Source organism: uncultured Flavobacterium sp., from assembly GCF_963975515.1.
Taxonomy (GTDB): domain Bacteria; phylum Bacteroidota; class Bacteroidia; order Flavobacteriales; family Flavobacteriaceae; genus Flavobacterium.
Genome location: NZ_CAXBGY010000001.1, coordinates 50,956 through 72,422 on the forward strand (window position 1 = coordinate 50,956; position 21,467 = coordinate 72,422).

22 protein-coding genes are annotated in these 21,467 nt (G+C 30.2%); 9 read left to right on the plus strand and 13 right to left on the minus strand.

All coding sequences use genetic code 11. The features are described from left to right. Nucleotides 1–35: 35 nt before the first annotated feature. Both AAC008_RS00210 and AAC008_RS00215 read right to left on the minus strand, forming a co-directional pair. The gene (locus AAC008_RS00210) at nt 36–449 is read right to left on the minus strand and encodes a DCC1-like thiol-disulfide oxidoreductase family protein (protein ID WP_339887198.1); all 414 of its coding nucleotides are present in this window, start codon (nt 447–449) and stop codon (nt 36–38) included. Nucleotides 450–553: 104 nt separating this feature from the next. Beyond that, entirely contained in the window at nt 554–2,719 is a 2,166-nt protein-coding gene (locus AAC008_RS00215; protein ID WP_339886699.1) for a DNA mismatch repair protein MutS, read from the minus strand. 82 nt (nt 2,720–2,801) lie between these two features. Between AAC008_RS00215 and ung the strand changes: the two genes are divergently transcribed. After that, complete coding sequence (ung, locus tag AAC008_RS00220; RefSeq protein ID WP_339886700.1) at nt 2,802–3,470, plus strand: uracil-DNA glycosylase; 669 nt, start codon at nt 2,802–2,804, stop codon at nt 3,468–3,470. On the opposite strand, the gene AAC008_RS00225 is transcribed toward ung, so the two are convergent. The 10 genes from AAC008_RS00225 to AAC008_RS00270 all read right to left on the minus strand — a co-directional run bounded on the left by AAC008_RS00225 (nt 3,467) and on the right by AAC008_RS00270 (nt 11,157). Next, the gene (locus AAC008_RS00225; RefSeq protein ID WP_339886701.1) at nt 3,467–4,399 is read right to left on the minus strand and encodes a transglutaminase domain-containing protein; all 933 of its coding nucleotides are present in this window, start codon (nt 4,397–4,399) and stop codon (nt 3,467–3,469) included. The genes ung and AAC008_RS00225 overlap by 4 nt on opposite strands. 21 nt (nt 4,400–4,420) lie before the next feature. Then, nucleotides 4,421–5,272, minus strand: coding sequence for a substrate-binding domain-containing protein (locus tag AAC008_RS00230; RefSeq protein WP_339886702.1), 852 nt, complete (start codon nt 5,270–5,272; stop codon nt 4,421–4,423). Nucleotides 5,273–5,333: 61 nt separating this feature from the next. Next, nucleotides 5,334–6,446 carry a hypothetical protein gene (locus AAC008_RS00235; RefSeq protein ID WP_339886704.1) on the minus strand — a complete coding sequence of 371 codons (1,113 nt, stop codon included), beginning with the start codon at nt 6,444–6,446 and terminating at the stop codon, nt 5,334–5,336. A 64-nt stretch (nt 6,447–6,510) separates the two neighbouring features. Then, nucleotides 6,511–7,038 carry a GNAT family N-acetyltransferase gene (locus tag AAC008_RS00240; protein ID WP_339886705.1) on the minus strand — a complete coding sequence of 176 codons (528 nt, stop codon included), beginning with the start codon at nt 7,036–7,038 and terminating at the stop codon, nt 6,511–6,513. A 63-nt stretch (nt 7,039–7,101) separates the two neighbouring features. Then, complete coding sequence (locus tag AAC008_RS00245; protein ID WP_339886706.1) at nt 7,102–7,491, minus strand: VOC family protein; 390 nt, start codon at nt 7,489–7,491, stop codon at nt 7,102–7,104. Next, nucleotides 7,491–8,033: a DUF1003 domain-containing protein gene (locus AAC008_RS00250; protein WP_339886707.1), complete on the minus strand. Its 543-nt coding sequence runs from the start codon at nt 8,031–8,033 to the stop codon at nt 7,491–7,493. Before AAC008_RS00250 ends, AAC008_RS00245 begins: the two co-directional genes overlap by 1 nt. Before the next feature lie 84 nt (nt 8,034–8,117). Then, nucleotides 8,118–8,984 (minus strand): nucleoside phosphorylase, encoded by an 867-nt coding sequence (locus tag AAC008_RS00255; RefSeq protein WP_339886708.1) that lies wholly within the window; start codon nt 8,982–8,984, stop codon nt 8,118–8,120. A gap of 147 nt (nt 8,985–9,131) precedes the next feature. Then, nucleotides 9,132–9,464, minus strand: a complete 333-nt coding sequence (locus AAC008_RS00260; protein WP_339886709.1) for a translation initiation factor — start codon at nt 9,462–9,464, stop codon at nt 9,132–9,134. Between the two features lie 132 nt (nt 9,465–9,596). Then, complete coding sequence (locus AAC008_RS00265) at nt 9,597–9,989, minus strand: GxxExxY protein (protein ID WP_339886710.1); 393 nt, start codon at nt 9,987–9,989, stop codon at nt 9,597–9,599. A 214-nt stretch (nt 9,990–10,203) separates the two neighbouring features. Further along, nucleotides 10,204–11,157: a 2-oxoglutarate and iron-dependent oxygenase domain-containing protein gene (locus AAC008_RS00270; protein WP_339886711.1), complete on the minus strand. Its 954-nt coding sequence runs from the start codon at nt 11,155–11,157 to the stop codon at nt 10,204–10,206. 177 nt (nt 11,158–11,334) lie between these two features. Here AAC008_RS00270 and AAC008_RS00275 point away from each other — a divergent pair, with 177 nt between their 5' ends. The 8 genes from AAC008_RS00275 to AAC008_RS00310 all read left to right on the plus strand — a co-directional run bounded on the left by AAC008_RS00275 (nt 11,335) and on the right by AAC008_RS00310 (nt 19,798). Further along, a complete protein-coding gene (locus tag AAC008_RS00275; RefSeq protein ID WP_339886713.1) occupies nt 11,335–13,311 on the plus strand; it encodes a dehydrogenase E1 component subunit alpha/beta in 1,977 nt (658 codons plus the stop codon). A gap of 383 nt (nt 13,312–13,694) precedes the next feature. Further along, entirely contained in the window at nt 13,695–13,871 is a 177-nt protein-coding gene (locus tag AAC008_RS00280) for a hypothetical protein (RefSeq protein ID WP_339886714.1), read from the plus strand. Between the two features lie 4 nt (nt 13,872–13,875). Continuing rightward, the gene (locus tag AAC008_RS00285) at nt 13,876–14,466 is read left to right on the plus strand and encodes an ABC-three component system protein (RefSeq protein ID WP_339886715.1); all 591 of its coding nucleotides are present in this window, start codon (nt 13,876–13,878) and stop codon (nt 14,464–14,466) included. 1 nt (nt 14,467) lies between these two features. Further along, nucleotides 14,468–14,971 carry an ABC-three component system middle component 5 gene (locus AAC008_RS00290; protein WP_339886717.1) on the plus strand — a complete coding sequence of 168 codons (504 nt, stop codon included), beginning with the start codon at nt 14,468–14,470 and terminating at the stop codon, nt 14,969–14,971. Continuing rightward, nucleotides 14,958–16,871 (plus strand): hypothetical protein, encoded by a 1,914-nt coding sequence (locus tag AAC008_RS00295; protein WP_339886718.1) that lies wholly within the window; start codon nt 14,958–14,960, stop codon nt 16,869–16,871. Before AAC008_RS00290 ends, AAC008_RS00295 begins: the two co-directional genes overlap by 14 nt. 235 nt (nt 16,872–17,106) lie before the next feature. After that, entirely contained in the window at nt 17,107–17,625 is a 519-nt protein-coding gene (locus AAC008_RS00300) for a helix-turn-helix transcriptional regulator (RefSeq protein WP_339886719.1), read from the plus strand. Between the two features lie 370 nt (nt 17,626–17,995). After that, on the plus strand, nt 17,996–18,568 hold the full coding sequence (locus tag AAC008_RS00305) for a hypothetical protein (RefSeq protein WP_339886720.1): 573 nt from the start codon (nt 17,996–17,998) through the stop codon (nt 18,566–18,568). A gap of 513 nt (nt 18,569–19,081) precedes the next feature. After that, entirely contained in the window at nt 19,082–19,798 is a 717-nt protein-coding gene (locus AAC008_RS00310; RefSeq protein WP_339886722.1) for a DUF6090 family protein, read from the plus strand. 501 nt (nt 19,799–20,299) lie between these two features. Here AAC008_RS00310 and AAC008_RS00315 read toward each other — a convergent pair. Then, the gene (locus tag AAC008_RS00315; protein WP_339886723.1) at nt 20,300–21,373 is read right to left on the minus strand and encodes an ice-binding family protein; all 1,074 of its coding nucleotides are present in this window, start codon (nt 21,371–21,373) and stop codon (nt 20,300–20,302) included. Nucleotides 21,374–21,467: the final 94 nt, after the last annotated feature.

Genomic DNA, 21,467 nt, shown 5'->3' on the forward strand with positions numbered 1-21,467 from the left:
ATGAAAAAGCTCCTTATTTATTTAAGGAGCTTTTTTTATAGAAATTTGTTAAGTGTTTCTTTAGTTGGAATCATACATTGATCTTTTTTGCCATACCATTTGTATCGATTTTTAGCAATATAATCATAAACAGTATCAGATAATGAAACGGGTAGATATTGAAATAAACCTAATAAATTATATAAACCGTCCATGTTTTCTGCAATTTTTATAGCGGCTTGTGATTTATAATAATAAGCATTTCCAGGTTCATATAAGATTATTGAATCGGTTTTGCTTCTATCGATATTAATATGATTGAGTATCTTTTCTCCAAGTTCAGATTGTAAAGCAACAAATCTAAAATTGTCTTTTTTATCATTTTTGATAATTACCTGAACCGATTTATCACACAAATTACAAACACCATCAAAAAGAATGATTTTTTTGTCTTTTGGCAAATCTTCTATGTTTTTAATTTTTTCCATATTTATTCTGAATTTGTTTCAGAATCTTTCGAATCTAATTTATATTATTCTACGTTGGCTAAAGCCGAACGGCAATTCATTAAAATCTATAAAGGCTGAACATATTCTAATTCACTCATGCTAACTTTTGATGTAAAAATCCCATAATTAACTATGGCTTTTGTTTTTTCAATTTTATCAATCGTTCCAATAGCTTTACCATCTTTCATTCGTACTCTATCGCCAACTTTTAAAGTTACTTGTGGCTTAATCTCAACTTCTTTTTTCTTTGCTCTTTCTTCTTTCTTCTTTTCTCTTATTTTTTCAACTTTGACTTCTACTTCTTTAATAATTTCTTTCTTAACAACTTCAACCGCTTTTTTCTCTTTGACAGTAGTTTTTTTTCGTTTAGAGTTTTCTATTTCAACCATTTTTAAAAACTCACCAATTAAAGTCTTTTTATCTTTGTTGTTGAAATATTTTTCAGAAATATCATCAATTTTCTGACCCATATAAATCAAACGTTGATTGGCATCATACAATTCTTGATAGCGTTCTAATTTATCTTGAATTTTCAAATTAATACCTTCCATTTTTTTACTTTCTTCACGTGCTTTGGTTTCTTCTTCCTTTAAATTAATTGAAGTTTTTTCCAGTTTAGAACGTTCTTTTTGTAAAGTAGCAATGGTTTTGTCAAAGCGGACCTTTCCTTTTTCAATTTTCTTTTTAGCGCGATTAATTAATCCAAATGGAATGCCATTTTTTTGTGCAACTTCAAACGTAAATGAACTTCCGGCTTGACCTAAAAGTAATTTATACATAGGTTCCAGCGACTTTTCATCAAAAAGCATATTGGCATTCGTTGCAAAAGGTAATTCGTTGGCTAATATCTTTAAATTAGAATAATGCGTTGTAATAATTCCAAAAGCTTCACGATGATAAAATTCTTCTAAAAATGTTTCTGCTAATGCACCACCTAATTCAGGATCAGAACCTGTTCCAAATTCATCAATTAAAAATAAAGTCTTATTGTTACATTTCTTTAAGAACTGATTCATGTTTTTTAGACGATAACTATATGTACTTAAATGATTTTCAATAGATTGATTGTCACCAATGTCTGTTAAAATCCTATCAAATAAGAAGGTTTTACTTCTTTCGTGAACCGGAATTAGCATTCCACTTTGTAACATTAACTGTAATAGACCAATGGTTTTTAAGGAAATAGTTTTTCCACCAGCATTTGGACCAGAAATAACGATAATTCGGTTAGTATTCTCTAATTCAATAGTTTGTGGATATGTTACTTGGTTTTTGGCCTTATTATTTAAATATAAAATAGGATGATAAGCTTCACGGAAAAACAAATGCTTTTCTTCAGTAATTTCAGGTAAAATAGCATCTAATTTAAAGGCATATTTTGCTTTAGCGGCTATAACATCTATATCACTTAAAAAATCTTGATATTGCATTAGCAAGTTAACAAATGGACGAATTTCGTAACTTAATTTCTTTAAAATGCGTTGAATTTCCTCCCGTTCTTCATAAGCTAAATTGCTTAATTCGATAGAATATCTTAAGGTAGCTTCAGGTTCAATATATGCAATACTTCCTGTTTTAGAACTTCCTAAAATGGAACCTTTTACTTTTTTTCGATACATGGCTAAAACCGCTAAAACTCTACGGTTTTCAACAACTGTTTCTCTAATATCATCTAAATACCCTAAAGAATTATATTGACTCAAAGCCATTCCAAAACTCTGATTAACCTTACCACGAACTAGATTAATATTTCTACGAATATTGACTAAATCGGGAGAAGCATTATCTTTAATTTCCCCATATTTATCAACGACTTCATCAATTTTTTGAATAATGAATTTAGTATATTCAACTTCTGATGCTTTTTGATTTAATTTAGGATAATATTCATCAAATTTTTGAAAAAATTTCAGTAGAAAATTTGTGGTTTCAGATAAATGAGCCAATTTTCTAAAGGTTCCAACCTCTAAAAAACTATCTTCAATTTGCAGAAACTTAATGTCTTTTGTTAAATTCTCGAAACCATGGTTTGGAATTGTATTGTTATTGCTAAAAGAAGCCACATATTCAGAAGTTTGGTGCAAAGCATCCATTAAAGTTTCTTTGTCTTTAAAAGGAACAATTTGTAAGGCTTTCTGTTTTCCAATTTCTGTATTACATTTTTCGGAAATGGTTTCCAAAATCGTTGTAAATTCTAAGTCTTGAAGGGTTTTATCTGTAATTGAAATCATGTGTTTATTTGCAAAGCATCAAAGTTACAAAGATTCAAATGTAATTTATTCTAAAATTCATATTTTTGGTAAAATTTAAGGTATGTTAAACACTATTTCCAATTCTTGGCAAGAAAAACTAAATGAAGAGCTTCAAAAAGACTATTTCAAAGAATTAATACTTCAAGTTGAAAATGAATATGAGGAGAATATTTGTTTTCCGCCAAAAGAGTTGATTTTTAATGCTTTTAATTCTTGTTCTTTTGAAGATGTAAAAGTTGTAATCATTGGACAAGATCCATATCACGGTGAAGGTGAGGCTAATGGATTGTGTTTTTCTGTGAATAATGAAGTTAAAATTCCTCCATCTTTACGAAATATTTATACTGAAATTGCTTCTGATTTAAATTCCATTTTTTTACCAACCAATGGAAACTTACAACATTGGGCAAACCAAGGAGTTTTGATGTTAAATGCTTCATTAACGGTTAGAAAAGATACTGCAAATAGTCACAAACACCTAAAGTGGAATATTTTTACAGATGAAGTTATTCGCATGATTTCTGATGAAAAAGAACATGTTGTTTTTTTACTTTGGGGTGCTTTTGCACAGAAAAAAGGAGCAAAAATTGATAAATTGAAACATCTGGTTTTAGAAAGTGGTCATCCTTCATTTGCTCATTCACATAAAAAATGGTTTGGAAATAAGCATTTTAGTCAAACGAATGACTATTTAGAAAGAATAGGGAAGAAGCCAATTGATTGGTTTTAGTCAAAAGTCAATTGCCCTAATATTTCTTCACTCATAAATGGCCCACCTGGATACCTTGCAGTATAGTCAAGATTTAGCCAATATTGTCCACGTTCATCATAATGATAATGAATTTGTTTTCCTTCACTTTCTTTTACAAAAAGATTGTCTTTGATTAATAAAATAGCCAATTCTAAATCTGCTTTATTGCCAATTAACATTTCTGGATAAATATGTCCACCTGTATGAATTAATCTAGGAGTTCCTCCAATAGCTCTTATGCATGCAGCCATTAATATGGCATGGTCATCACAATCTCCAGAAAAATGTTGTAAAGACTCACTAGCTCTTGCGATGTATTCTCTACCTTTTGGGTCATTAACATAATTCCATCGGTTTTTTATTTCTTTAAAAACAGCAAAACATTGAACCATTTTTCTGTTATTCTCGTTTGTTTTGAAATCAGAAAAATGTTTAGTTGTAGCATATAAGGCAAAGTTTCTCACTTTTGGATTTGTGAATTCAACAGCTTTTATTACTTGAGATTTATTAGGAAATGGTAATAGTTTTGAAATGATTATGTCCTGAGGATTAGGATTATTCTGCATGGCAAATAGCATAGCTCTGTAATCTTCAAAAACACGATTGAAACCATAATTACCAAACAATGTTCCATAAATTAAAAACACTAAATAAATAAAAATACTAATTAAAGTAACTCTTCTTAATAGCCTTAAAAGCAATTGAATAACAGCAAGTAAAACAATAAAAATTAAAATTCTATCTAGTTGAAAATGCCATTCTAAATCAATAAGATTTTGATGCAAAACCATAAATAATGGAATAGCAATTAGAATGTTTAAAACAAGTATAATAATAGAATCCCACGGTTTTTTGACGTGTAAATAAGGTTCTATTTTAGCATAATATTGTTTTACTTTTTCTAACATACTTTTTAAAAATGCAATAAGCTATAAGGCTTTTACAATTTCAGCAAAAGTACCTTTTTTATCAATAATATTTAGGTCAAATAGTTGATTTTGAATTTTGTTTAACATTTTTTCGTCTAAATTCCTTTGAGACCATTGTGTTAAGGTCAACCATTCTTGAATATCTTCTATTTTTTGATTGTATTTTGAAGCTAAAGTTCTATCAATACTCGGAATCATTTTAAATTCTGCTGTAGTCATGTTGATAATCTCCAGAATTTGAGCAATTGTGTTAGGATGTTTCTTTAAAACTTCATTTCTTACAGCAATCACAAAGCAAGGCCAAGGAGTTGGACAATCTGCAATTCTTCTAAAAGTTCCCTTATCAACTAATGGTTTTGTCATGAATCGTTCCCACATAAAATAATCTGCTTTTCCAGATGATAAAGCTTCAACTGCGCCATCAATTGTATTTACGATTTCAAACTGTAGAGTAGAAGTGTCCCAGCTTTGATTGTTAGCATTCACAATACTCATTAAATGCGAACCTGAACCCAAACGTGATATAGCAGTTTTTTTGTCTTTTAAATCGATTAATTCTTTAAAGTTTGACTTTGCATCTACATGAATTCCCCAAATTAACGGACTTTGCACATAAACTTGGACAATTTTACAATCATTACCAGCATTAATGTCTTTTACAATTCCTTCTGTTAAAATTACAGCTATGTCTGTTTCACCATCACGAAGCATTTGACACATTTTACCTGTTCCTTCTGGAACATCTGTCCATTCAAGATTTATCCCAACTTCTTCAAATTCTCCATTTTCAATACACATGTGCCATGGTAAATTGAAATGTTCTGGAACTCCTGCTATTTTTATTGTTTTCATGTAATGGTTAATAGTTTAAAAGGTTAAAAGTTTAAATGGTATTGAGAAAATAAAAGTGATGTTAATTTTTAGTTTTTAAATACCAATTTTCCCATAATCCATAAGAAAGACGTTGATTTCCATCTTGGTCAATTAAACCAGTGTCTTGCCAAATAGCGAGTAAATCAAAATATAATCCTTGTTGTTGTAAATATATATTTCCTTCATCATAATCTTTAGAACAAAACCATATTAAAAACTCAGCATTGTGGTTTTGACATAAATCAAGGACTTTTTGTAAATAAGCTTTCTGCCATTCTTGAGTTCCTTGTTTATTTAAACCATAAAATGGAACCACTAAATCCTCAGCAATATAGGCTGTTTCTGAAAAGCAAAAAGGTTTGTTAGCCATATTTATATATTTTTCAAAATAATTAGCTGTGATTGTGTTAGGATTTGTTTCTCCGGTTAAACTTCCGTTTAAAGCTGTAAATGGATAAGCACTAATACCAATATAATCTGTGTATGGTAATAATTGAGTAGCATATTGGAAACCTTGATTAGAATTATTGACTATAAAGCTAATAAATAATGGAATTGTAGGATGAGAATTTTTTAAGGAAGCATAAACTTGACTTAAGAAATCTTTATACTTTAAAAACTCAGCAGCATCAAAAGTGTCAACATTACTTTCTACACCAAAATTTATATAATCTGGCTGAAAACCAGCAATTAAGTAGTTTAAATAGTTGATGTAAGCAGTAATAACTGTTGGGTCATTAAACTCTTTATTCATCCATTGTTGTTGAATGTTTGCCGAAACTGTTGAAGTATTATAATAATTTGCTCGTTGATTTCTATCTAAATTTAAAGCAGAAACACTCAATAATACTTTTTTATCATCGTTAGTTTTTGTATTTCTAAATAATACTTGTTGTTGCAATTCGGTTGGCATTGCTTGATTGTTAAAGGCTTCTTCGTAAGGAATACCTTCATCAAAATGATGGGAAACAATATCGCAATGGTTGTTGATAAAATCATAGGCAATATCTAAATCTGCAAAATTAAAATTACCAGGCCAAGGAGTTACACCCATGTAGAAATTTCTAGTTTCAACGGGAATAATTATATCTTCATCTTCACTACAATTAATAAAGAAAAAGATACAACTGAAATACAATATTGTTTTTTTCATAATTACTTTTATTAATTTTAGTAAACCGTTGGCTGAAGCCGAACGGCAATTCAGCAATAAATTGCTAACTATTTAACATTTGCCACCATTTCCAAATCGCACCATGTTCATCTGGATAATCTTCCATGAAATTAAACCCTACTTTTTGTAAAACATGATTTGATGCTCCATTGTCAAAATGAGTATATGCATTCATTTCTTTAATGTTCATTTGGTTGAAACCATAGTCTAACCAAGCTTTTGAAGCTTCAGTTGCATAACCTTTGTTCCAGAATTTTTCGTTTAAACGATAGCCATAATCATAGAAATTTGTTTTTCCGTTTTCAACATGATCGTCAATGTATTTTATTCCTGTCCAGCCTATTAATTCGTTTGTTGCTTTGATTATTGTAGCGAATCGACCAATATTGTTTTTATCATATTGCTTTCGAACCATTTCAATATACGTGTGAATATCATCGATATTTGTATATGGTTTTTGCCATAAATAAGTATGAACATTTGGATTAGAATCCATATCAAATAAAGCTTCTGCATCTTCATGACGCATTTCTCTTAGTAGTAATCGTTCTGTTTCTAGTATTAAATCCATTTTATATTATTTTGGAACACAGATTTAAGAAATTAGAATAATTTTAAAAATTTCTCTGATTTTTTAAATCTGTGTTCTTTCTATTTTTATATTTGAAATTACTATTTGATAACCATCAGGATCTAAAATCATTTTGCCATTTTCATTCCAATATGGGTTTTTAGCTTTTATAAATGTAATATTTTGTTTTTGAATGTTTTGAATAAGTGAATCAAATTTATCTTTTGTTTCTGGATAAAACACTAAAATATCATCTTCATTATAATTGAATTCTATTATTTCATCTGATTTTGTAAACTCTAAATGCCAATCTAAATTGGGTTTGCCTAAAAATAATCCATCATAAGAATCATGATTTTCAAAACTACCTAAGACTTCAAAACCCAAAACAGTGGTGTAAAATGTTTTAATTTTATCTAAATCGTTGGTATGTCTTGCAACTCTGAGTTTCATTATTTAGGAATTGAATGCTTTTGCAGTTTTTTAAGTATTTCCATTTGTTCAGCTTGACTTTTTATTAACATCTGAATTTGTTCTTCTAACAATAAATCTACTTTTTGATGTAAACTTCTTAATTCCAATTCGGCTTTCAAGTTAATTAAATAGTCGTTTTCACTGCGTTTTCTATCTTTTTCTTCTTGACGATTTTGACTCATCATGATGATTGGCGCTTGTAAAGCTGCTATACAAGACAAAATCAAGTTCATTAAAATATAAGGATAAGGATCAAATTTAAAAGTATTTGTTAAGGCTAAGGAATTGAATAAAATCCAAATAAATAAAACAATGGCAAACAGAATAATAAACTTCCAACTTCCACCAAAACTGGCTACTTTGTCTGAGATTTTTTGTCCTTTACTCATCACTTCTTCAGGCTGATGCAAAAGGTTTTCCACCATCAATTTTTCTTCATCAATAGCCTGTTGTACAATTCTTTGAAGTTTTATTTGTTGGTCTTTATCAGACTTGAGTAAGTTCTTAGAAGATTTTTCCATTGTTATAATTTTTGGGAACACGGATTTAAAAAATCTGAGAAATTTTTAAAATTATTCTAATTTCTTAAATCTGTGTTCCTTTTTTTACTCCGCTAATTTATCTAATGCATAAGCAATTAATTCATCCACAGCTTTGTATGGATCTTCACTAAAGTTTCCTGTTGCTCTGTTGGCTATAATAGCATTTAAGGATAAACATTCGTGTCCTAATAGCTTTCCTAAACCATAAATAGCACCTGTTTCCATTTCTAGGTTGGTCATTTTGGTTCCTTTGTAGTTGAAGCTATCCATTTTTCTGTTCAAGTCATTGTCTTGAATTTCTAAACGCAAGACTCTTCCCTGTGGACCATAAAATCCTCCAGCTGTTCCTGTGAAACCTTTGAATATCTTATCACTTTCTAATCGTTTCTCTAGTTTTTCACTTCCTTTGATAACGTAAGGACGTCCTTTTCGGGCATCCCAATTAGTATGTGCTATGAAAGCGTCTTCTATTTCAATTTCTGAAATAGCATCAATTAAATAGGAGCGAAGCATGTTGTCTAACCCTAATCCGTATTCGCTTAATACAAAGCTGTCACAAGGTATATCTGCTTGCAAAGAACCTGAAGTTCCAATACGAACAATGTTTAACGATGTTAGGTTTTGTTTGGGCTTTCGAGTTTCTAAATCGATATTTACTAATGCATCTAGTTCGTTCATTACGATATCTATGTTGTCTGGACCAATTCCGGTTGACATGACTGACATTCTTTTGCCTTTATAGATACCAGTTTGGGTTTTGAATTCTCTTTTTTGTGTTGAAAACTCAATAGAATCAAAATGTTTTGTTATTTTCTCTACACGATTTTGATCTCCTACAAAGATGATGTCGTGTGCAATGTTTTCTGGTTTTAAATTCAAATGGTAAACGCTACCGTCTGGATTTAGTATTAATTCTGATGATTGGATCATTTTTTATATGTTTAACTGTTGAATTGTTTAACTGTTTAATTGTGGTTAAAAGGTTAAGAGTTTATGAGTTTAAAAGGGTTTGTGTATATTTTACTGAACACTGAACACTGAACACTGAACACTGAACACTGAACACTGAACACTTTCTTAACCTCCGACTCGTTTTGTTTTGAATCCTTTTTCTTGAAGGAACTTCATTATTTTATCTCGATAGTCACCTTGTATGATGATTTCTCCTTCTTTAAAACTTCCACCTACTGCGAATTTGTTTTTTATTTCTTTGGCTAGTAGTTTAAAGTCTTCGTCTTCTCCTTCATAGCCTGATATTATGGTTGTTGCTTTTCCTTTTCGTTTTTCGTATTTGCAAATCATTGGTTCTTTTTGAACGAATAATTCGTGTTCTTTTTCCTCAACGGTTTCTGGTTCGTTAGAAACTTCGTGGTCTGGGAATAGTTTTTTTAATTGGTCTTCTAGGTTCATTTTTATTTTTTTTGGAACACAGATTTAAGAAATCAGAGAAATTAATAAAATCTATGAGTCATAATGTTGTTTATCAATGTTTAATAATTTTTGGAACACAGATTGAAGAAATTAGAGAAATCTAAATAATTTTTACTTGTGTTTCTTTAAATCGTTTGTGAATATTTTTCTTATGAACTGTGGATCTTTTCCGAAATTTAAGATTAATCCAACTTCACATTTTGTTGCTTTTAGATAGTTTAGTAGCTGGTTTTCGTGTGTTTCAATTAAATATTCCACACATTTTAATTCAACTATTACAGATTCATTAATAATTATATCGGGTACATATTCTCCAACAATTTCATTTTTATAATAAACATTTAACTTTTTTTCAGATTCTATAACATACCCTCTTTTGTGTAATTCTATAAGCATAGCTTTATGATATACTTTTTCAAGAAAACCATAGCCTAACTCATTATAAACATCATAATATACTCCAATAATGTTTTTTGTTAATTCTTGATGAGGGAATATTTTCATTTTTGATTTAAATTAAAAGGAACACAGATTTAAGAAATTCAAGAAATCTAAATAATTTAATTTATAGTGTTTTTTAGCATTGCAAAGAGATTTTTAAAATTTCTCTAATTTCTTCAATCTGTGTTCCAAAATCTTTATTAATGATAATCAAAACAAAAAAACCAAACCCCAAAACAATTGGAATTTGGAATTTTCTATAGTAATCTTAATAAGTTTATTTCTTAATCAATCCTAATTCTACTAATCTTTCGTGTAGGAATTCACCAGCTGTGATGTCTTCGTACTTTTTAGGATTATTAGCATCGATGCAATCTGCTAACACATCTAGCTTCATGTCGCTTACTGGGTGCATGAAGAATGGGATAGAGTATCTTGAGTTACCCCAGTTTTCTCTTGCTGGGTTTACTACTTGATGAATGGTTGATTTTAATTTGTTGTTGGTGTGTCTTGATAACATATCACCTACGTTTATCATTAACTCATCTGGTTCTGCCATGGCGTCAATCCAATCACCGTTATGGTTTTGAACTTGAAGCCCTTTTCCTTGAGCACCCATTAATAGAGTAATCAAGTTGATGTCCCCATGAGCGGCTGCTCTTACGGCACCGTCTTTTGGTTCATCAGTTATAGGTGGGTAATGGATTGGTCTTAAGATAGAGTTTCCGTCTTTGATGTATTTATCAAAATAGAACTCGTCTAAACCAATGTATATGGCTAAGGCTCTTAGTACATAGATACCCGTTTTTTCTAACATTTGATAAGCTTCTTTACCTGTTTTATTAAAATTAGGTAATTCAGTTACTTCTACGTTGTCTGGATATTCATGAGCATATTTAGAATCTTTTTCTACATATTGCCCAAAGTGCCAAAACTCTTTTAAATCTCCAGCAGAACGCCCTTTTGCGTGCTCTTTCCCGAAGGAAACATAACCACGTTGGCCTCCAATACCTGGGATTTCATATTTAGCTTTTGTTTCTAGAGGTAATGTGAAGAAGTTTCGCACTTCACCATATAAACCCTCTACTAATTTGTCATCTAAAAAATGACCTTTTAATGCTACGAATCCAATTTCTTCGTAGGCTTTTCCGATTTCATTTACAAATTTTTGTTTACGTGCCGGATCATCCGACAGGAAATCACGTAAGTCAACACTAGGAATTTTTTGCATTGTATTTCTTTATTGTTACTAACTTACAATAGACTTAAGTATCTATCTAAAACAAAAGTAAGAATAATTTTGAACTATTAATAATTGTTATAATTATTTAAAATAAAAATATAACATTTTGAGTCAAATCTGTTATTTTTATTACTTTTGATGTTTTAAAAACAAATACATTTTACAATGAATTTCGATAGAAAAGAGTTATCCAATGCAACTTTAGTTGATTTATACAAAAAGCTACTAAAACCTAGGCTTATAGAAGAAAAGATGTTGATTCTTTTGCGTCAAGGGAAAGTATCTAAATGGTTTTCTGGAATAGGGCAAGAGGCTATTTCAGTGGGAATTACGGCAGCTTTAGACCAAGATGAATATATTTTACCCATGCACCGAAATTTAGGTGTTTTTACAGGAAGAGATATTCCTTTGCACCGATTATTCTCACAATGGCAAGGTAAAAAGTCTGGATTTACGAAAGGAAGAGACAGAAGTTTTCACTTTGGAACACAAGAATTCAAGATTATTGGAATGATTTCTCACCTTGGACCACAAATGGGTGTAGCTGACGGAATCGCTTTAGCGAACAAACTAAAAAAGAACGGAAAAGTAACCGCAGTATTTACTGGAGAAGGAGCAACTTCTGAAGGAGACTTTCATGAAGCCTTAAACATTGCTGCTGTATGGGAATTACCTGTTCTTTTTGTCATAGAAAACAATGGATACGGACTTTCGACACCTACAAACGAGCAATATCGTTGTGAGAACTTAGCTGATAAAGGTATTGGTTACGGAATGGAAAGTCACATTATTGATGGAAATAATATATTAGAAGTTTATACTAAGATTGCAGCCTTAAAAGCATCTATGGTTGATAATCCAAGACCTGTGTTGTTGGAGTTTAAAACTTTTAGAATGCGTGGTCATGAAGAGGCTAGTGGTACTAAATACGTACCACAAGAGTTGATGGATATGTGGGCTGTTAAAGATCCTATTGCTAATTTTAAAGAATATTTACTTGGAATAGCTGCTTTAAATGAAGATGATGATGCCTTTTTTAAGGCTGAAATTAAAGCTGAAATTGATGAACATTGGGCAAAAACACAAGCTGAACCCGACTTCACGGCCGTGTTAAGTGAAGAGTTAAATGATGTATTTAAACCTTATGATTTTGAGGAGTTTAGCCCAAGTGAAGCAACAGAGAATATTCGATTTATTGATGCTATATCATCCAGTATGAGAGAGTCTATGGAACGTCATCCTAACTTGGTGATTATGGGACAAGACATTGCTGAATATGGTGGTGCTTTTAAAATAACAGATGGTTTTGTAGAAGCTTTTGGAAAAGAAAGAGTTCGTAATACTCCTATTTGTGAAAGTGCTGTAGTTTCTGCAGCTAATGGATTGTCTATTAATGGTTATAAAGCGATTATGGAAATGCAGTTTGCTGATTTTGTATCTTCAGGCTTTAATCCTATTGTGAATTTATTGGCTAAACAACATTACCGTTGGAATGAAAAATCAGATGTAGTAGTGCGTATGCCTTGTGGTGGTGGTACTCAGGCTGGACCTTTTCATTCGCAGACTAATGAAGCTTGGTTTACTAAAACACCAGGTTTAAAGGTGGTTTATCCAGCATTTCCTTATGATGCTAAAGGCTTATTGAACACAGCGATTAATGATCCTAATCCTGTATTGTATTTTGAACACAAACAATTGTATAGAAGCATTACGCAAGATGTGCCTAAAGATTATTATACGATTCCTTTTGGAAAAGCAGCTATGCTTCGTGAAGGAACTGATGTAACGGTTATCTCTTTTGGAGCAGGTGTGCATTGGGCTTTAGCTACTTTAGACAAACATCCTGAAATTAAGGCTGATGTAATTGATTTAAGAAGTTTACAACCTTTAGATACCGAAACTATATTTAAGTCGGTTAAAAAGACTGGTAAGTGTATTATTTTGCAAGAAGACACTATGTTTGGTGGAATTGCCAGTGATATTTCAGCTTTATTAATGGAAAACTGTTTTGAATCGTTAGATGCTCCTGTGAAACGTGTAGCGAGTTTAGATAGTCCTATTCCGTTTGTGAAGGCTATTGAGGATCAGTATTTGCCTAAGGTTCGTTTTGAGGAGGAGTTGTTGGCTTTGATTTCTTATTAGTTGTAAGTTGTAGGTTGTAAGTTTACTGCTATCTTCCGAAAATCTATTATCTGAATATCCGAATATCTTAAAAAATAAACAATCATAAAAAATAGGGTGTTTTTCCTGTTTTTTTGTGGTTGTTTTTTTGTTTAGATTTGATTTGTTAAAAAAAAAAATGAGACCATTGCGGGAAACCGTAAGGATTATTAAAATTACTTGTGCATATTTGTTGAAAATAAATTAAGTGCAAATGTATTTGTAAGTTAAAAGTTATATATTTGGATTTAGAAAAGTATGACGTTTATCAAACCAATCTATCCAAAAATGGATGACTTTATCTGATTTGTCATTCATATATACAAGTTGACAGTAATACTCTGAAACGCGTAAAATAAAGGATTATGGAATTTATAACAGAAAATTTGAAAGTAATAATTTTAGCTTTAATAGCTGTATTTGTAGGAATTACAGCTACAATTAACATCAAAAAAAGTTCAAAAAAGAAAAACACTAACAAAGTCAATCAAAAAGGAAATCGTGTTGGCGGAGATATGTCTGGAAGAGATATAAATAAATAATTCTATGTTGGATAATGAAAATCTAAATGAAGTTACCCAATCTGACAATATCATTGAAAATGGTGATTTAGCTGGTCGTGATATAAATAAATCAACTTATAACATAGGTCGGATTACTTTTGGTGGACAATCTCAACTTGAAAAATTATATGAAAGACTTGAAAAAGAAAAAAATGAATCTACAATTTTTAGCGAAATTGTAGATGAACTTTTGCATTTTAAATCAAATGCTGACGACAATGGTTTTATTGGTTTAGAAAAAAAGTTAGAGAATGGAAATAGAATTAATTATTTACATTTTGCAGAAACTTCAAAAGAAAAATTCGCAAAAAAACTTTTGAAAAATGAACATTCAGAAACTGCTCAATTAATCTATGCTTTTTTACTAGCAAAAGTTTATTCAAGTTTTCAAACAAATATTTATCCAAGAATTTATGAAGGACTTTCTGAAGAGTTCATAAATCAACTCGTAACCGAATACATAATTAAACCATTAGAAGATATACTTGGTAATAACTTACTAAGAATTTATGATGATGAAATAAATGGAATGATTTATTTTTTAACTGGAAACTGTCATATAAAATGGAATTAGTATGTTAATATACAATCAAGCTTACGACATATATCATACAATGTTTAGAATCTTACAAATAACTGAAAAGACAGAAGAAAATCTTGAGGTAGATAAATTAAGAATTCTAGATTTCTATTTGGCATTTCCTACAGAACTTTTAGAAATTAGGAGTTTTCAAGGATTCAAGAAATATGAAAAATACATAAAGGCTGAAAGTAATAATTATGAGCGTATAATTGATAGAAAACGTCTATTTTTTAAAATGGAAAATATACAGATTTTAGCAATTAAAGCATTAATCTCATATGGATTATTTGATGCTAATGAATTTAAAAACGGAATAATTAAAAGAACAGATTTAATTCTTTCTGAAAAACTTTCAATTAGAATTAATCAAGCAAATGAAGAAAATCCAAATCTAATAACTTTGATAACTGGTCCTTTAGCATCAATGAATCTTTTTGGTCATTTAGGATTAAAAGTCAGAACAAATCTAATTGAATTTAAGTATGACGCAATATAATCCTTTCCTTAAATTAAATCGACTTGTGATTTTTACTTTAACTGGTAAAAAAGCATATGACGAACTTTTTCACGATGGTGTTAACATTATTAGAGGTCATAATAGTGCTGGTAAATCAACAATAGGTAATTTTATTTTTTTTGTACTTGGTGGTGATTTTAAAAAATGGACAAAATCAGCTATTTTATGTGGTGATGTTTACGCTGAAGTAGTTATAAATACAGAACCAATAACTATAAAAAGAACGGTTTCTGTGTCTGGAAATCAACCAATGTCAATCTTTTGGGGAACTTATGAAGAAGCCAAAAAATCAAATAGCGAAGGTTGGCAAATATTTCCCTATCGTAGAAGTGATAATAAAAAAAGTTTCTCAAATGCATTGTTTCTTTCTCTCGGTTTTCCTGAATTAAGAGGCGATGTTGATAGCAATATAACTATGCATCAAATTTTGAGATTATTATACATCGACCAAAAAAGTCTAACATTAGACTTATTAATGACGGATTCATTCGATTCAGCAATTACAAGAAAAACAATTGCAGATTTATTATTTGGTGTTTATGATGATTCGTTGTATTCAGATAAAATTTTATTAAGAGAATCTGAAAAAGATTTTGATGTTAAGAAAAAACAATTTGAAGGAATTGAACAGATTTTTAAATCAAGCGATAACGAATTGAATCCAAACATTATCAATGCATTAATAGAGGAAAACATCAATAAATTGTCAAGTATTGAAAATTATCTTGTAAAGGTTGATTCTGAAAAAACTCAAAATAATGATATTAATCAAGAAAGAGATTTAAAAATAGTTACTATCAAAACAAATCTTTTATCCGCTAGAAATAGTCTTTCTTTATTGCAAAACAAAATAAGCGAATATGAATTTGAATTAATTGATTCCGCAGATTTTATAAAAAGTCTTGAAAAAAGAGCTTACGCTCTTTCTGACTCTTTATTAACTCGTGAAACTTTTGTTGATGTTAAAATGAATCATTGTCCAAATTGTCTTTCAGCGCTCGATAAAGTAATCCAAGAAAACCATTGCGCATTGTGTAAACAACAATTACCGGAAGACAAAGGCTCATCGCAAATAAAAAGAATGCAACAAGAAATCGATAATCAAATTAGAGAATCGAAAAAATTATTTTTAGAGAAAGAACATACATTATTAGAACTTAAAACAAGTTTTCCAACTCTTGAACTAAAAGTAAGAGCTTTTCAACGTGAACTTAATGAAGCTTTAACAAATGTGAATACAACTAGAAATCAAGAACTAGATGAACTTTTAATAAAAAAAGGAGAATTAAGGTCAAAAAATGATTACTTAATTAAACAATTAAAGGCTTTAGAACAAATTGAAGTTATTAGAAAAGAACTTATTGGTCTCAAAATTAAAATTGATTCTTTACGATCAAATATTAATTACAAAGAAGCAGAACAATTTAAAAGATTACAAAGTGCTTTCGATTTAATTCAAAGTTTCGCTTTAAGACTTTTACACAGTGATTTAGGAAGACAACCTGAATTTCAAACGGGAACAAATATTGAATTAGATTTTGAAAAAAATACTTTTTCATTAGACAACGAAAATAATTTTTCAGAAAGTTCTAACGTGTATTTAAAAAATAGTGTCCGTTTTGCTATTTTCTTTGCTTCATTAGGTAAAGAATTTTTTAGATATCCAAGATTTATTTTATGTGATAATATTGAAGATAAAGGAATGGAAGCAATTAGAAGTCAAAGTTTTCAAAATGAAATTGTAAAAATTTCATCTGAAAGTGAAATTAGACATCAAATAATAATTACAACTTCAATGATTTCACCAGAATTAGACAATTCAGAATTATGCGTTGGAGAATTTTATACGGAAACTAGTAAAACATTAAAATTGGAATAAATAAAAGTACTACTGCCATAATAGATTTGCAAAAATTGGGGTTTTAGTCTTGAATTTAAAGTTAGCTTTTATATAAAAAATTAAATGTAAATTAACACAACAGACTTAACCTACATTTTTACAAAATAATATTTACGGACAAGTTGTGTCCAAATTTTAATTTATATAAAAACAATCACAATATTGTGATTAAATCTTCGTTTTTAAATATAAAATCACAATTTGCTAGTATAGTATGAAAAATGCAAGTCAATACAGAGAAGCCCTTGGATTAACACAAGAAGAAGCGGCACAATTACTTAAAATACCCAAAAGCATTTTAGGCATGTTTGAAATAGGACAACGAGACTTGCCTGAAACCATCAAGCTTCAATTGATAACGCTTTATAATTTAGTTCAAGAACAACAAAAGCCTGTTGCATCCATTTCTACTAAAAAATTAAAGGAAGATGAGTTACTTAAAGTAACAGTCAAAAATGAACTTTTGGAGAATCAATATAAACAGCAAGTTTTAGAACGAAAACTAAAGCAATGCAAAATAAGATTTCAAAAAAGTGAAAAACAAATTAAATTGGTTCACATTTTAGAAACTCAAGTTAGAGTAGAGGATAGACCTTCGCAAGATTACATCAATGTTCTGAAAAGAAAAGCAGAAAATGAGAGTAAGAAGTATAGTGTACTGGAGCAAACTAAATTGGAACTAAAAATAAAAGGGCTAAAATCATTTTGTAAAGAATTGGAAAAACTTTTTTAGTTATGAATTGTGAGTTATGAGTTATGAGTTTTTTGAAACACGGATTTGAGAAATTTGAGAAATCTTTATAATTTTTAAAGCAATCTGTGTAAATCCGTTTAATCTGTGTTATCTGTGTTCTTTTGTTTTGTGTGAAGGCTTTTTGCACGCAGATTTAAAAGGATTTAAACGATTTTTATTTGGAACACGGATTGAAAAATTGGGGAAATCTTTATAATTTTTTAAATCTGTGGAAATCCGTTTGATCTGTGTCATCTGTGTTCCTAACTTTTTTTCGTGTTGGTTTTTAGAGCGCGGATTAAAGAAATTGGTAAAATCTTTAAAATTTGAAAATTAAATAATAAGTTTACTTTTATATAAATAATATTCGATGAAACCTAAAAGTCTTTGTTTGCTTGGCTTGTTCTTTTTTGTAAGTAGCTATATTTTGTTTTCTCAAGGTGAGGCTTTTTCTTATTTCCAAAAACCTATAGATTTTGCGCATTGGTTTAATTTGATAGGAGCAGTGTTGTTGCTTTCGTTTACTAAAGTTTTTCCAAAGAATACTTTAAATTCAATTGCTTCTTTTGTTTTGTTTTTGGGAGTTATAGCCCATGTTGGTCTTTGCACTATAGATTTTATCATGTGGAGCTTTGGAGCTGATGAAGTTAGCAAAGAAGCATTGGCTGTTCATATTAGTAATACACCTTCTATTTTATATCCTTTTATTATTATTGGTCCTTCTTTACTTTTTCTAGGATTGGCTTTGTATGCGTCCAATTTTATTAAAACTTATACTTTACCAGCTTTAATGGTAATTGTTGGTGCACCTGCAGTTGGCGTTTCCTTTTTTGTTTTAAAGAATGGCAATTTGATGTTGTTGAGCTGTGTACTTTTTGCATTGGGCTTAGTTTTGCTACTTAATAGAAAAGAAAAGGTAAGGGTTGAGAATTGTGAGTTGTGAGTTTTTTGGAACACTGATTGAAGAAATTTGAGAAATCTTTATAATTCTAAAAATCTGTGAAAATCCGTTTAATCTTTGTCATCTGTGTTCCTAATTTTGCTTAAAGTTTTGGAACACTGATTGTTTTAATTATGAATTGTGAGTTATGAATTATGAGTTATGAATTGTGAGTTACTTGGAACGCAGATTTGAGAAATTGGAGAAATCTTTGTAATTTTTAAAGAATCAGTGAAAATCCGTTTAATCTGTGTCATCTGTGTTCCTAATTTTTGTTTTAGGTTTTGGAATACTGATTGTTTTAATTATGAATTGTGAATTATGAGTTATGAATTGTGAGTTATTTGGAACACTAATTTAAAAAATTGGAGGAATGCTCATTTAAATTCTCTCCAAAAATTATAAACAAGCTTTGTATATAAAAAATTAAGTGTAAATTTACACAACTGCCTCAACCTTTAATCATTAGCCTACATTATTTTAACTTAATAGTTACCCGTCTGAAGGGCAATAGATATGATAAAATTCTTTAGAAAAATTCGAAAAAACATGCTTTCTGAAAGAAAAACGGGAAAGTATTTGAAATATGCCATTGGCGAAATTGTGCTTGTGGTTATTGGAATTTTGATTGCGCTTCAAATTAATAATTGGAATGAACATAGAAAGCAAAATGAAACATTACAAGGTATTTATCAAATCATAAAAGAAGATATTGCTACTGATATTGTTGAAATAGATGCCTTTGTCGATGATTATGAAAAGATAAGAAAACCCGCTTTCGAGGCTGTTTTAAACGGAAATCTAACAAAAGAAGATTTACAAAAGCATCCTGAATACTTATCCGTTTTGGACGGTTATAAAGATTTTGCCATCAATCAACGTGGTTTCGAATTACTCAAAAATCAGTCAAATGATATGCGAATTGGCAACCAAAATCTTACGTCAAAAATCAATCTATTTTACAATAAACATTTGATTGAAATTAACATTGCAGCAATAGAAATCATGAGAGAATTTGTATATAACTTGAATGAACACAAAAAATCAGCTTGGTTTTCCTCTTTTTTACTTCATAAAGAAACAAAGGGAGTAATTGATTTTATGATGAATAACCCCTTAGAAAAAAATAGAATTACCAGCTATTATATGGCCTATAAAATTTATGTACAAGAAATACAAGAATTCAAAAAAAATGGAGAAGAAATTATTAAACAAATAGATGCTATTAATTGAATTTAGAAGAAAAATTAAACACCACTAACCAAATGATTAAGTTCTTTAGAGAAATCTGTGGAAATCCGTTTAATTTGTGTCATCTGTGTTCCTAATTTAGCATAATGTTTTGGAACACTGATTGTTTTTAATTATGAATTGTGAGTTATGAATTATAAGTTTTTGGAACACTGATTAAAGAAATTTGAGAAATCTTTATATTTTTTTTTAAATCTGTGGAAATCCGTTTAATCTGTGTCATCTGTGTTCCTAATTTAGCGTATTTTTTTTGGAACACTGATTTTAGAAATTAGGGAAATCTTTATAATTTTTAAAAAATCTGAGGAAATCCGTTTAATCTTGTCATCTGTGTTCCTAATTTTTGTTTTAGGTTTTGGAATACTGATTATCGCGGATTTTGTTAATTATTTGATTAAAAAAAGTTTTAATGGTTTTATAAAACATAAAAAAGAGGTGCTCAATTAAGAACACCTCTTTTTATTAGTAGTTATTGCTAACTGTTTATTGTGGTTGTACCACTGTATTTCCATCTAAAATAACAGCAGTTTGCGCTAAAGCTCTTCCGTTGAAAGTAGCACCCGTTTGAAAAGTAATGCCTGTCATTGACAAGATTACTCCTTCAAAATGCGATGAAGTTCCGATTGTTGTTTCTCCAGCAACTTGCCAGAAAATGTTAGATGCTTTTGCACCTCCTTGTAACGTTACGTTTACTGCCGAACTCATGTTTAAATCTCCTGCAATTTGGAAAATCCATACATCATCAGCTGTTCCTGTTAGGGTTACGTTTGTTGGGATTGTTACAGTACTTGACCATTTGTAAAGTCCAGCACTTAGTGTTGTACCCCCAATATTACCTGCTCCTAATTCAACATGATCTGGAAAAAGACGTCCGGCTGCATTATTGTATGCCGTTATCATATTTTCAACTGCTGTAGTTAAATTTGTAGAGGTTGGTGAAACCATATCGGCAGCATATACCTTTCCGGTAATTTGTGCAGAAGTTGCATATCCTGTAAAATCTGTTAAAGAGAATCCAGTAATATACGATGTCGCTGCTGGACTTAACCCAAGATTTCCAGTAATGTTAGACGTTGGAACGTTGTTGATTGCCGTTTTTGCTAGAATTGCATAATTTCCTGCTGCACCTAAAGCAACTGCTGATAAACCTGCTGCATCTGAACTAGTTGTAAAACTCCATTGCATGTCAGCTGCAAGTGCTTTTCCTTCAGAATCTTTTGCTTCTGTAGTGATTGTAGCTGTATACTGTGTTTGAGCTGCAAGTACTGTTACAGGAATAAACGTTGCCGTAGTTCCTGAATAAGAAACAGTTCCGAGTACAGAAACAGTTCCTTGTTTTACTGTAAATGATGAAGCGTTAATGGTTGATGCTTCCATTGATTTGCTAAAGTTTACTGTAATTACTTTGTTTCGAGCCACGTTACTCTGACTGTTTGTGGGATTTGTTAAAACCACAGTCGGTGCAGGGCTGGTCTGCGTTTCATCATCATTTGAACAAGCGGTGAACAAAACAACGAATGCAAGTGCAAATGTTGGGAATAGATTTTTAATTTTCATATTTATAGGTTTTTGTGAAATTTCGTAATCATCACAGGACAAATCTAGGCTAGCGAACAACGATTTAAGTTACATAACAATAGTATTAAGTTAT